Source organism: Chryseobacterium sp. WLY505, assembly GCF_030846215.1.
Classification (GTDB): Bacteria; Bacteroidota; Bacteroidia; order Flavobacteriales; family Weeksellaceae; genus Chryseobacterium.
Genome location: NZ_JAVCWI010000007.1, coordinates 142,517 through 154,605 on the forward strand (window position 1 = coordinate 142,517; position 12,089 = coordinate 154,605).

Here is a 12,089-nt window from a genome sequence, read left to right on the forward strand (position 1 = left end):
ATAAATTATGTCTGTTCACTCTGAAATTAAAAAAGTTACAACTGAAACCTTGCGTAAAATGAAATTCGACAAGGAAAAAATAACAATGCTTACTGCCTATGATTTTACCACGGCAAAGATGGTTGACGCAGGAGGAGTAGATGCTATTTTGATTGGAGACTCTGCAGCGAATGTAATGGCTGGTTTTGAAACCACATTACCCATTACGCTGGATCAAATGATCTATCATGCTCAAAGTGTGGTAAGAGGAACCGACAGAGCTTTGGTGGTAGCAGATTTACCTTTCGGAACTTATCAGAGTAATCCTGAAAAAGCACTGGAGTCTGCGGTAAGAATGATGAAGGAAGGTGGGGCACATGCTGTGAAAATTGAAGGCGGAAAAGAAATTTCCAAGTCTATCAAAAAGATCATCAATGCCGGAATTCCGGTAATGGGACATTTGGGATTAACACCACAGTCTATCTATAAATTCGGAACGTATAAAGTAAGAGCTAAGGAAGAGGCAGAAGCTGAAAAACTGATCGCCGATGCACAGCTTTTGGAAGAACTAGGATGTTTCTCTATCGTATTGGAAAAAATTCCTGCGGATCTAGCGAAGAAAGTTACTGACAGTATTTCTATCCCTACCATCGGAATCGGTGCCGGAGCTCATTGTGACGGACAGGTTTTGGTGTATCATGATATGGTTGGAATGAACAAAGGTTTCAGCCCGAAATTCCTGAGAAGATACCTTGACCTTTACACAGAAATTACAGGAGCTGTTTCTCAATATGTAAAAGATGTGAAAAGTGTAGAGTTTCCAAACGAAAACGAAAGCTATTAATCTATGCAAAACCAACAATCTATCCAGGGAATATTATCTATCGCAGCATTAATTTGTCTTGCTGTGGGATGGTTTAATCTGTTCTCCCCGGAAATTAATCAATTGCTTTCAAGAAAAGTATTCTATGTGCTGATAGGAGCGAGTTTCTTTATTCAGGCTCCATTGCTTACGAATAAAAACTTTGTATATGCAATGTACGCTGCTGCAGCAATCTGTGTATTCGGAGCATTTATTCCGGAAGGGTCAAAACTTTCAGCGGTTAAAACGGTAGGCCTTCTGGCAGGGATTATCCTGTCTTTATCCAATAGAAGAAGATAGACGGAAGAAGTATGAAGGAGCAGATTATATATGAAGACAACCATCTTCTGGTGATTAATAAAAAGGTAGGTCAGCTTGTACAGGGCGATAAGACCGGAGATGAATCACTATTAGAATCCATCAAGAATTTTATAAAAATAAGAGATGCTAAGCCGGGAAATGTTTTTCTCGGCTTGGTTCATCGTATAGACCGTCCCACATCCGGGCTGGTGATCTATGCAAAGACTTCCAAAGCGCTTTCCCGTTTGACGCAGATGGTGAAAAACCGTGAAGTGAAAAAAACATATTGGGCAGTTGTTGGAAAAGAAATGATCCCGCAAAGCCAGAGACTGGTGCATTATTTAAAGAAAAACGAAAAAAATAATAAGGCTATTGTCTTTCCGAAAGCTACTGAAGGGGCGAAAGAAGCTATTCTTACCTATCATGTGATCAAAACACTGGATAATTATCTCCTTCTTGAAATTGATCTTGAAACCGGAAGACATCATCAGATCAGAGCACAGCTATCCAAGACCGGAGTTCCGATTAAGGGTGATCTGAAATATGGAGCACCGCGCTCCAATCCTGATGGGGGAATCAACCTTCATGCAAGAAAACTGGAGTTTATTCATCCCGTTACCAAAGAAAACATTGAAATCATAGCTCCTGTTCCGCAGAATGATGCCATATGGAGAGCTTGTGAAGAATAAGCATATCATAAAAAACTATACCATGAAATTCAAATCACTTTTATTAACCACGTTGCTGGTTATGGCATCTTGTTCAGACAATGATGAATTGCCACCTGATCATTCACAACAGACGATTACTGAAAATACAAGTAAAATATCGTGGAATTATCCTGTTTTGTCACCTGTTTTTAATGGATCGGAGCAAAATTATATATTCGAATATGATGCTCAGGGAAGAATTATAAAAAAAATAGGAGGAAAGTTGGAACTTTCCGGAAGTACCGGGTTTCCTTATGCTTATTCAAAATCTGTTTATACAGCGGTAACCTACACAGGAAATACAGCAATTATGAAAGATTACAGCTCTGACCCTGGTTTCAATGTTCAGTTGAAGGAAAGAAGGTTTGAATTTGATAATCAAGGTAGAGTTATTAAAGTAGTTATTCCACAGGTTAATAATTCATATATGGATAAGTATCTCACCTATACATATGATGCTTCAGGAAAGTTAACTGAAATTTTAACACAATATCCTAATGTTCCGTATGATCCAACTGATCCGCAAGATTATATTTTGACTTACGTAGAAAAGTTTGTTTATAATAACTCAGGAAATTTAGAAAAGGCAGTTAAAACTGAAAAGCATAATAACATTGATGCTTATATTACGAATGAAATTACATTTGATAACTTTGATTCTGTACAAAATCCATTTAAGAATTTGGGTATTTTTGAAGAGTATTTCTACTTTTCATTATCAAAAAATAACCCTCAGAGAAAAATTTCAAAAGAGTTTAAGCCTTATAGCTCCGAATTTTTTCTCAGTCAATCAAACTGGACTAATCAATATAATTCTGATGGAAGCCTGAAGCTTTTTTACTAAAGAACTATTTAAAATAAAAATGAAGACTGTCTCAAAATTGAGATGGTCTTTTTTCTTTAAAGTTATTTCAGATTTTGCCCATTCTAAAAAAATGTCTAACTTCGTTCCCGACTTTAGGGGTGTCTGTTACCAACAGACTGAGACTTTACCCTTTGAACCTGATCTGGATCATACCAGCGTAGGGAAAAGTAGATGACTTTTGCTGTACATTCTATTGTACAATAATGGCCATTCCTAAAGTATATGTAAAATATTAGGAATGGAACTTATAATCAACCACACCCGAAAAACATTTGATGTACTTCCTGAAAATCTGGAAGCATTACTGGCTATAGAGCTGCCTGGAAAAAAGAAAGGTATTGCTGTAGCTGTCAACAACCGCATTATTCCCCTGTCTGTCTGGGCGGAAACCATCCTTAACAACAACGATTCAGTTTTAATCATCACTGCCACTCAGGGCGGTTAATTCTCATATTTAATACCAATACTTATGGCTCACTCCATTACATGTTCGCCATTTCCGAACTCAAAGAAAATCTATGTTGAAGGGAAAATACATCCTATCAATGTAGCCATGCGTGAAATACAGCTTAGCCCCACAAAATTAACCAATGGCGGCTTTGAACATAATGCTCCGGTAACCATTTATGACACTTCAGGTCCTTATACCGATGAAAATGCAGTTATTGATATTCAGAAAGGGCTTCCAAGAATCAGAGAACAATGGATTCTGGATAGAAATGATGTGAATATCTTAGACGGAATTACATCTGAATACGGCAAAGCCCGTTTAGCCGATCCTCGTCTGGATGAACTAAGGTTTTCCTATGATCATAAACCTAAAGTAGCACAGGAAGGAAAAGAAGTTACACAGCTTTACTATGCCAAACAGGGAATCATTACTCCGGAAATGGAATATGTAGCCATCAGGGAAAATCAAAGAATAGAACAGCTAGATTCTGTGTCTAAAGAAATGGCTTTTCAACATCCGGGACACAGTTTTGGTGCCAATACTCCAAAAAGTAAGATCACTCCGGAGTTTGTAAGAGATGAAATTGCTGCGGGAAGAGCGATCATTCCCAATAATATCAACCACCCGGAAAGTGAACCGATGATTATTGGAAGAAATTTCTTAGTGAAAATCAATGCCAATATTGGAAACAGTGCCGTTTCATCCAGTATTGAAGAAGAAGTAGAAAAAGCAGTATGGGCCTGCCGATGGGGAGGAGATACTATTATGGATCTTTCCACCGGGAAAAATATTCACGAAACAAGAGAATGGATCATCAGAAACAGTCCGGTTCCGATTGGTACTGTTCCGATCTATCAGGCATTGGAAAAAGTAAAAGGAGTTCCGGAAGATCTGACATGGGAAATTTTCAGAGATACCCTGATTGAACAGGCTGAACAGGGAGTTTCCTATTTCACCATTCACGCAGGAGTTTTACTAAGATACATTCATTTAACAGCAAAAAGAGTCACCGGAATTGTATCCAGAGGAGGATCTATCATGGCAAAATGGTGCTTATTCCATCATAAAGAAAGCTTTCTGTATACGCATTTTGAAGAGATCTGTGAGATTATGAAAAAATATGATGTTGCTTTCTCTCTGGGAGATGGTCTTCGTCCTGGATCTATTGCAGATGCCAATGATGCGGCTCAGTTTGCAGAACTGGAAACTTTAGGTGAACTGACCAAAATTGCCTGGAAACACAATGTACAGGTGATGATCGAAGGCCCAGGTCACGTTCCGATGCATATGATCAAAGAAAACATGGAAAAGCAGCTGGAAGAATGCCATGAGGCTCCATTTTATACCTTAGGTCCTTTGACTACTGATATTGCGCCGGGTTATGATCACATTACCTCCGGAATCGGTGCAGCAATGATCGGATGGTTTGGTTGTGCAATGCTTTGCTATGTAACACCAAAAGAACATTTAGGTCTTCCAAATAAAGATGATGTAAAAGTAGGGGTGATTACGTATAAGCTTGCAGCTCACGCAGCAGATTTGGCAAAAGGTCATCCGGGAGCACAATATAGAGACAATGCATTAAGTAAAGCAAGATTTGAATTCAGATGGGAAGATCAGTTCAATCTTTCATTAGATCCTGAAACGGCGAGAGCTTATCACGATGAAACACTTCCTGCAGAAGGAGCAAAAATTGCCCATTTCTGTTCCATGTGCGGACCGAAATTCTGTTCTATGAAAATTACTCAGGAAATTCGTGAATCTGCCGAACAGGGAATGCTGGATAAATCGCAGGAGTTCATCGAAAAAGGAAAAGAAATTTATATATGATCCTGGTCATCACTCCTGAATTGATGGTCCCGAACGAAACATATTTTATTAATCAAATGTTTCAGGAAGGGCTTAATCTGCTTCACATCCGTAAACCATGGATCAGCCGGAATGAAATGATTGAATTCCTCACTCAGATTGATGAAACCTTTCATTCACAGCTGGTTTTGCATACGCATTACGATCTTGGGAAGGAATTTAGTATTTCAAGATTTCATTTCAGAGAGATTGATAGAAAGGAAAAAGTGTATAAATCTTTTATGAAAGAAAATACAATTTCAACTTCAGTACATAATATCGGAACATACAATACTTTGGATAAAGAATGGGAATATGCTTTCATAAGCCCGTTCTTTCCAAGTATCTCTAAAAAAGGATATGGACTGGATTCTACTATAAAGGAAGAAATAAAATACCGGAATAATCCGGATGTCAAATTAATTGCCCTTGGAGGAATTGATCAGAATAATATTCCCAAAGTTTTCGAATCAGATGTAGATGGAGCAGCCTTATTAGGTGCGATCTGGGAAAGTGAAGAATCCTTAAAAGTATTCAAAAAATGCAGGAACGTCCTTATGTCATAAGTATCGCAGGCTTCGATCCCAGTGGGGGAGCAGGCTTATTATCAGATAGTAAAACTTTTGAGCAATTGAAAGTGATGGGGCTTGGAGTTTGTACCGCCTTAACCTTGCAAACTGCTTCGAAATGCCTGAGTTTAGAATGGCGGCCTATAGATGAAGTAACTGAAGCGATTAAGGTGCTGATGGAAAATTATCCCGTTTCAGCCGTTAAAATCGGGCTCGTGAAGGATGCCGAATTTCTGGGTAAGATTGTAAGAACAGTTCAAAAAGGGAATCCTGAAGTGAAAATCGTGTGGGATCCCGTTCTGAAAAGTACTTCTGAATTCACTTTTTTTGATATTGAAACTCTTCATCAATTAAAAAGTACGGTTAATAAGCTTAGTTTAATAACTCCTAATTATAACGAATATAGTGTTTTAAAAGAAAAACTTCTGTTGCCAGATACAAATCAATGCTCATTACTCATCAAAGGAGGACATCGGGAAGATCATTTAGGAACGGATATTTTAGTTGAAAACGGAAAAGAGATTCTTTTAGCTCCAACCGAAAGTAGTGCAAACTATTTTCCTAAACATGGTTCCGGTTGTGTGTTATCATCAGCCATCACAGCAGAACTGGCGAAAGGAGAAAATAGGGAAACGGCCTGCCGGAATGGGAAATTATACATCGAAAAATTTTTAAAAAGCAATGCCTCTTTATTGGGGACGCATTTATAGAAACATGGAAAAATTACAATACATTTCACAAGGAAATACCCTTCAGGAACAGGAACTTTGTATCCGGAAAGCCCTAGACAACGGGATCAAATGGGTACAGGTTCGATGGAAAAATGCTTCTGAAAACGAATTAATCAACCTCTGTGAAATTTCAAAACAATTTTGTTCAGAATATCACGCGGTTTGTATCATCAATGACCATGTATATCTGGCTAAAGAAATTGACGCAGATGGTGTGCATGTAGGATTAAATGACCTGGCTGTAGAAGATGCCAGACGAATATTAGGCGAAAATAAGATTATTGGTGGAACAGCGAATACCCTTTCAGATGTCATCCGAAGAATCGAAGAATCTTGTGATTATATCGGTTTAGGACCATTGAGATTTACCACAACCAAAGAAAAACTAAGTCCTGTTCTTGGATTTGCAGGCTATCAGGCGATCATTGATGGATTAAGAGAAAAATCGATTGATATTCCTAAAATATTTGCCATCGGAAGCGTTACCCTTGAAGATATTTTACCGTTACAGGAAATCGGGATTTATGGTGTTGCTGTATCAGGGCTCATTACCAAGCAACCGACCTTAATTAATGAACTAAAAAAAGTAATGATATGAACAATCAGAAATTAGAAATAGCGGGAAGAATTTTTGAATCAAGACTGTTTTTAGGAACAGGAAAATTCGGAAGTATGAGAGATATGGTACAATCTGTCATCGCATCAGAAAGCAATATGGTAACCATGGCGCTCAAAAGAATTGATGCCCAATCCAGGGAAGACGATCTGCTTGATTCATTAAAAGAAACCAACGTTCACCTTTTACCCAATACTTCTGGAGCAAGAACTGCTAAAGAAGCTGTATTGGCAGCCCAATTAGCCAGAGAAGCACTGGAAACGAACTGGGTAAAACTGGAAATTCATCCGGACCCGAAATATTTACTGCCAGATCCTATTGAAACATTATATGCCACTGAAGAATTGGCCAAACTGGGATTTATTGTAATGCCTTACATTCATGCCGATCCTGTTTTATGTAAACGTCTTGAAGATGCAGGAACAGCTGTAGTCATGCCTTTGGGGGCACCTATCGGAACGAATAAAGGATTAAGAACACAGGATTTTCTGGAAATAATTATCAGCCAGAGTAATGTTCCTGTAGTGGTAGATGCAGGAATCGGGGCGCCATCAGATGCAGCAAAAGCAATGGAAATGGGAGCAGATGCTGTTTTGGTGAATACTGCCATTGCGGTTGCCGGAAATCCATTGAATATGGCTGTTGCTTTTAAAGAAGGTGTGATTGCCGGAAGAAGAGCATTCGAATCCGGATTGGGGGCGATTGCCAACCATGCTGAAGCTTCAAGTCCGCTTACTTCGTTTTTATTTGAATAAATCAGACTCATGAAAAGCTTTAAAGATGTTTTTGAAAACTATCAGTGGGATGAGGTAAAGAATAAGCTTGAAAAAGTAAGTCTGGCCGATGTAAGATACAGTCTTCAAAAAAAGAATAAAACTCTGGACGATTTTCTGAATCTCCTGTCACCAGCCGCTTCTCAGGAACTGGAGCTGATGGCAAGAATGACGCAGATGCTCACCCAAAAACGATTTGGAAAAACCATTCAGTTGTATGCACCGCTGTATCTCAGTAATGAATGTCAGAATATCTGTACCTACTGCGGATTCAGCCTCGATAATAATCTGAAAAGGAAAACACTCTCTGATATGGAACTGATGATTGAAGCGTCAGTATTGAAATCAATGGGAGTGAATCACGTATTGCTGGTAAGTGGAGAAGCCAATAAAATAGTAGGAGTTCCTTATTTTCAGAATGCGGTGCGTAAGTTAAAACCTCATTTTTCCAACATTTCTATTGAAGTTCAGCCATTATTGGAAGAAGAATATAAACTGCTTCATGAAGAGGGAGTGCATTCCGTTTTGGTATATCAGGAAACTTATCATCAGGATGTCTATAGAGAATACCATCCGAAAGGTAAAAAATCGAATTTCCATTTCCGTCTGGAAACTCCGGACAGGATAGGGAGAGCAGGCATTCATAAAATTGGACTCGGAGTTCTCCTTGGGCTTGAAGACTGGAGAGTAGACAGTTTTTTCAATGCGTTACACATCGATTATCTTCAGAAGCACTATTGGAAAAGTAAATTTTCTGTTTCCTTTCCAAGGCTCAGACCTGCCGAAGGAATTATTGAACCTAATTTTATTATGGAAGATAAAGACCTTCTTCAATTGATCTGCGCCTACAGAATCTGGAATGAAGACCTTGAAATCTCCATATCTACCAGAGAAAATGAAGTCTTCAGAAATAATATTGTCTCTCTGGGAGCAACTGCTATGAGTGCAGGATCAAAGACAAACCCCGGAGGATATGCGGTGGATAAAGAATCTTTGGAACAGTTTGAAACCAGTGACGAGCGAAGTATGGATGAAATTAAAATCATGATCAAAAAAGCAGGCTATGATCCTGTAATGAAGGATTGGGATTCCGTTTACAGTGGATTTTAAAATTTTAAAATCATTAAGGATTTTGAAGAAGTGAAGTTGAATTAAGAAAAATCTTAGATTTTTAAGACAGTATCTTTTCCAAGCGAAGCTCACCTTAACTTTCCTTAAAAACTTAAAAAACCTTAATGGTTCAATTATCATAAAGCATGAAAAAAGAAGATCATTTTTCGCGGTACAGCCGACAGGTATTTATTGAAGAGATAGGATTGGAAGGACAAAAGAAAATAAGGTCTTCCAAAGTTCTTGTCATCGGTGCAGGAGGTTTAGGAAGTCCGGTTATCCAGTATCTGGCTGCTGCAGGAGTAGGAACTTTAGGCGTTGCAGATTTTGATGAGGTTGAACTTCATAATCTTAACAGACAGATCATTCATACTGAAAATAGGGTAGGACTATCCAAAGTAAAAAGTGCAGAGACCTTTGTGAAAGAACTCAATCATCAGGTTAACTTGATAGGAATTGAAGAAAAAATCAATGAAGAAAATGTTGAAGAACTCCTTTCTCAGTATGATATTATTGTTGACGGTTCTGACAATTTTTCAACAAGATATCTGTTGAATGATACCTGCGTGAAACTGAATAAAACTCTGGTTTACGGGAGTATTTTAGGGTTTTCAGGACAAGTTGCTGTGTTTAATCATAATGGAAGCAAAAACTTACGGGATATTTTCCCCGAACCGCCCTTTGATGAAGATCTTCCGGATTGTGACAGTCTTGGCGTTTTGGGAGCTCTTCCCGGAATGATAGGCAGTATGATGGCACTTCAGGTATTAAAAATCATAACAGATCTTCCGGTAAGTTTAAATCAGTTGACATTGGTAGACACGCTGAACTGGAGATTTCAGACGGTAAATTTCTGATGTAAATGTAAACACGAATGTCACAAATGTTTTCACAAATAACACGATTTTACTATCAATAGAAACGGGCTTTAGCCCGTCTTACTTGTATAAAACGATCCATCGGCTTTAGCCAAAACTTACCTTACAAAAAATAGGCGGTAATTATTTACCGCCTATTTTTATTTTATTACAAGGAAGAATTATTGTGCCTGCTGCATCACGCCTCCATTATCTTCTTTTTTAGTCTGGTTCAGGATATTTGGATCCTCTTTTGCCAGTTTATTTCTTGTCGGAATTTTATAATTGATGGAAAGCCCGAAGTTTCTCGTGTCATATTTACTGTAGATCATCACCGGATTTCCTGATGGTGGATTAGAACGTACCTGCATTACCTGTCCGTTGAAAATATCATTCGCAAAAACAGAAAGGGTAAGACGGTTGTTCATAAACTTCTTCGTCAGCGTAAGATCAAACGAGTTGCTGAATGGTTTCTCTGCCGTAAAATAAAAATATCCTGCCTTTGGAGTCAGATAGCTGTAGTTGGCTGTCAGTTTGATGTCCTTAGGTAAAATAATCTGGGTCATAATATTGAAAATCCAGAATCCTTTATTATTCAGGTTATCGATTTCATGTTTCTGATATCCTGCATATAGGTACATGAAATTAATTTTATCCGGATTGAAATTGAATTTCATGATCTCACTAAACGGCTTACTGAAAATCATAAAAGGAACCGGTAATCCCACGTTGAAATTGTGGATTTTCATATTCGAAATATTCACCTGCTCGTTGAAGAGCTTTCTTCCGTCTTTTCGGATGATTTGCGCTACCTGATTGCTTGCCGAACTTACACTATATCCGATAAATGCATAATCAAAAGCTGAAATTTTCAATTCATAATTATCAAAAATAGTAGGCTGCAGATTAGGGTTACCGTTTACTTCCGTGCTGGGTCCGGAGAATGTTACGTTGTTCGGGTTCAGGGCAGAAATACTAGGTAAGCTGATTTTTCTGTTATAATTGGCGGCAATATAAACCTGATTCATCATGTTATACTGCACGCTTGCATTTGGGAAAAATTTAAACTTATTGAAGGGAATTAAATTAGCCTCTACCAGTTTTGCATCTTTATCAAAATATCTTGTTATCCCTGAAATATCATAGTTTTCAGCGCGGGAACCCAATGTAAAGTCAAACTTTTTCAGTTTAGCCTGAAATTCTAGATACGTAGAAGCGGTTTGCCTTTGATATTCCAGATTGGTCAGTCCAAAACTTTCTGTATCATAATCCTGTCTTTCATATAATCCTCCAAAACTTACTTTTCCGCCATCAAGAAGTTGGATAGGTTGAGCGTAATCTACTTTGAAGTTGGCAATATTCATAACCGATTTATTGTTCAGAATATCTTTTAATCCATTGGTGGGGCTATCGAGAGGTTCAGTGGGATAGTCTACAAATGTTCCATCCTGAAAATAATTATCCTGAGCAAACTTGCTGTCTGATCTTGTATATCCAAACTGGAAGTCCAGTTTTTGAGATTTATCAGCAAAACGTTTCTGATAGGTTACCACAGCTTCCTGTCTCCAATTATTGGTATGAGCCACATCCGAAGAAGTATAAAAAGCTTCTCTTAGATCCTTTAGGTTTCTCTTAAAAGGTAAATCTCCATGTCCGTCACTTAGAGTGTAATTGTCGTTATTATTGTGATAAATATCGTAGTTTAATAATAATCTGTCCTGTCCCAAATCAAAAGTCAATCCGGATTTGGCAAAATATCCGCGTGCGTATCGATCGGTATGGCTGTTCAAAAGTTCATCCTGCTGGCCATTCAGCATACTTTCACGGTAATTTTGCCCCACATTCAGCTGCCACCCGAAGTATTTATTTCTGGCATTTAAATTAACAGAATTAGTCGTTCTGCTTCTATATTTGTCATAATTTGTGAAAGAATAATTTCCGGAATAGGTAGCGGTTAAATATTTATTAGCGTTTTTGTTAGTGATAATATTCATAATCGCACCTCCGGAAGTAGCTGGAAACTCAGCACCAGGTTGAGTGATCACTTCAATTCTTTCTACAGAGTTGGCAGGCATTCCTTCAAGGAAAGAGTTCAGTTCATTGGAGGTAATGTTCAGAGGTCTTCCGTTAAGATACACTTCAAGCATTTTTCCCTGATACATCATCCCTGCAATATCGGTAGATACAAGTCCCGGAAGTTTTTTAATTCCTTCCAGAACGTTTCCGTTATTCAGCTGAGGTTGTTCAGAAAAGTCAAAAATAGTACGGTCTGCCTTTTGTTCAACGGCTTTTTTAGTTTTGGTGATCACTACACCTTCAATTTGTTTTTCTTTAGCACCCGTAGTATTCTTTTCCTGTGAGAAAACAAAAACAGAACTTACCAGCGATAAAGCGAAAATAGTTTTTTTCATATTGTTT

General features: G+C 38.1%; 13 protein-coding genes and 1 riboswitch. Of the genes, 12 read left to right on the forward strand and 1 reads right to left on the reverse strand.

Annotated features, from left to right (window positions below; translation table 11 throughout):
- Positions 1–7: 7 nt before the first annotated feature.
- The 12 genes from panB to RAH34_RS15465 all read left to right on the forward strand — a co-directional run bounded on the left by panB (position 8) and on the right by RAH34_RS15465 (position 9,671).
- Positions 8–823 carry a 3-methyl-2-oxobutanoate hydroxymethyltransferase gene (gene panB, locus RAH34_RS15410; RefSeq protein WP_114821648.1) on the forward strand — a complete coding sequence of 272 codons (816 nt, stop codon included), beginning with the start codon at positions 8–10 and terminating at the stop codon, positions 821–823.
- Between the two features lie 3 nt (positions 824–826).
- Positions 827–1,141, forward strand: a complete 315-nt coding sequence (locus tag RAH34_RS15415) for a hypothetical protein (RefSeq protein WP_114821649.1) — start codon at positions 827–829, stop codon at positions 1,139–1,141.
- A gap of 11 nt (positions 1,142–1,152) precedes the next feature.
- Positions 1,153–1,830: an RluA family pseudouridine synthase gene (locus tag RAH34_RS15420; protein WP_114821650.1), complete on the forward strand. Its 678-nt coding sequence runs from the start codon at positions 1,153–1,155 to the stop codon at positions 1,828–1,830.
- A gap of 22 nt (positions 1,831–1,852) precedes the next feature.
- A complete protein-coding gene (locus tag RAH34_RS15425) occupies positions 1,853–2,695 on the forward strand; it encodes a hypothetical protein (protein ID WP_306596698.1) in 843 nt (280 codons plus the stop codon).
- Between the two features lie 105 nt (positions 2,696–2,800).
- Positions 2,801–2,897: riboswitch (TPP riboswitch) on the forward strand.
- 57 nt (positions 2,898–2,954) lie between these two features.
- Entirely contained in the window at positions 2,955–3,161 is a 207-nt protein-coding gene (gene thiS, locus RAH34_RS15430; protein WP_129040755.1) for a sulfur carrier protein ThiS, read from the forward strand.
- 24 nt (positions 3,162–3,185) lie between these two features.
- Entirely contained in the window at positions 3,186–4,997 is a 1,812-nt protein-coding gene (gene thiC / locus RAH34_RS15435; protein ID WP_114821653.1) for a phosphomethylpyrimidine synthase ThiC, read from the forward strand.
- The gene (locus tag RAH34_RS15440; protein WP_306596699.1) at positions 4,994–5,581 is read left to right on the forward strand and encodes a thiamine phosphate synthase; all 588 of its coding nucleotides are present in this window, start codon (positions 4,994–4,996) and stop codon (positions 5,579–5,581) included. Before thiC ends, RAH34_RS15440 begins: the two co-directional genes overlap by 4 nt.
- Positions 5,557–6,294: a hydroxymethylpyrimidine/phosphomethylpyrimidine kinase gene (locus RAH34_RS15445; RefSeq protein ID WP_306596700.1), complete on the forward strand. Its 738-nt coding sequence runs from the start codon at positions 5,557–5,559 to the stop codon at positions 6,292–6,294. The genes RAH34_RS15440 and RAH34_RS15445 overlap by 25 nt, the downstream gene beginning before the upstream one ends.
- A 4-nt stretch (positions 6,295–6,298) precedes the next feature.
- Positions 6,299–6,913, forward strand: a complete 615-nt coding sequence (locus tag RAH34_RS15450) for a thiamine phosphate synthase (RefSeq protein WP_306596701.1) — start codon at positions 6,299–6,301, stop codon at positions 6,911–6,913.
- Entirely contained in the window at positions 6,910–7,686 is a 777-nt protein-coding gene (locus RAH34_RS15455) for a thiazole synthase (RefSeq protein ID WP_306596702.1), read from the forward strand. The genes RAH34_RS15450 and RAH34_RS15455 overlap by 4 nt, the downstream gene beginning before the upstream one ends.
- Positions 7,687–7,695: 9 nt before the next feature.
- A complete protein-coding gene (gene thiH, locus RAH34_RS15460) occupies positions 7,696–8,814 on the forward strand; it encodes a 2-iminoacetate synthase ThiH (RefSeq protein WP_306596703.1) in 1,119 nt (372 codons plus the stop codon).
- A 146-nt stretch (positions 8,815–8,960) separates the two neighbouring features.
- Positions 8,961–9,671: a HesA/MoeB/ThiF family protein gene (locus tag RAH34_RS15465; protein ID WP_306596704.1), complete on the forward strand. Its 711-nt coding sequence runs from the start codon at positions 8,961–8,963 to the stop codon at positions 9,669–9,671.
- Between the two features lie 182 nt (positions 9,672–9,853).
- Here RAH34_RS15465 and RAH34_RS15470 read toward each other — a convergent pair whose 3' ends face one another.
- Entirely contained in the window at positions 9,854–12,082 is a 2,229-nt protein-coding gene (locus tag RAH34_RS15470; protein ID WP_306596705.1) for an outer membrane beta-barrel protein, read from the reverse strand.
- Positions 12,083–12,089 lie beyond the last annotated feature (7 nt).

Excerpts from the sequence above, each read along its gene's own strand:
- panB (WP_114821648.1), top strand. The coding sequence starts at position 8 with ATGTCTGTTCACTCTGAAATTAAAAAAGTTACAACTGAAACCTTGCGT.
- RAH34_RS15415 (WP_114821649.1), top strand. The coding sequence starts at position 827 with ATGCAAAACCAACAATCTATCCAGGGAATATTATCTATCGCAGCATTA.
- RAH34_RS15420 (WP_114821650.1), top strand. The coding sequence starts at position 1,153 with ATGAAGGAGCAGATTATATATGAAGACAACCATCTTCTGGTGATTAAT.
- RAH34_RS15425 (WP_306596698.1), top strand. The coding sequence starts at position 1,853 with ATGAAATTCAAATCACTTTTATTAACCACGTTGCTGGTTATGGCATCT.
- thiS (WP_129040755.1), top strand. The coding sequence starts at position 2,955 with ATGGAACTTATAATCAACCACACCCGAAAAACATTTGATGTACTTCCT.
- thiC (WP_114821653.1), top strand. The coding sequence starts at position 3,186 with ATGGCTCACTCCATTACATGTTCGCCATTTCCGAACTCAAAGAAAATC.
- RAH34_RS15440 (WP_306596699.1), top strand. The coding sequence starts at position 4,994 with ATGATCCTGGTCATCACTCCTGAATTGATGGTCCCGAACGAAACATAT.
- RAH34_RS15445 (WP_306596700.1), top strand. The coding sequence starts at position 5,557 with ATGCAGGAACGTCCTTATGTCATAAGTATCGCAGGCTTCGATCCCAGT.
- RAH34_RS15450 (WP_306596701.1), top strand. The coding sequence starts at position 6,299 with ATGGAAAAATTACAATACATTTCACAAGGAAATACCCTTCAGGAACAG.
- RAH34_RS15455 (WP_306596702.1), top strand. The coding sequence starts at position 6,910 with ATGAACAATCAGAAATTAGAAATAGCGGGAAGAATTTTTGAATCAAGA.
- thiH (WP_306596703.1), top strand. The coding sequence starts at position 7,696 with ATGAAAAGCTTTAAAGATGTTTTTGAAAACTATCAGTGGGATGAGGTA.
- RAH34_RS15465 (WP_306596704.1), top strand. The coding sequence starts at position 8,961 with ATGAAAAAAGAAGATCATTTTTCGCGGTACAGCCGACAGGTATTTATT.
- RAH34_RS15470 (WP_306596705.1), bottom strand. The coding sequence starts at position 12,082 with ATGAAAAAAACTATTTTCGCTTTATCGCTGGTAAGTTCTGTTTTTGTT.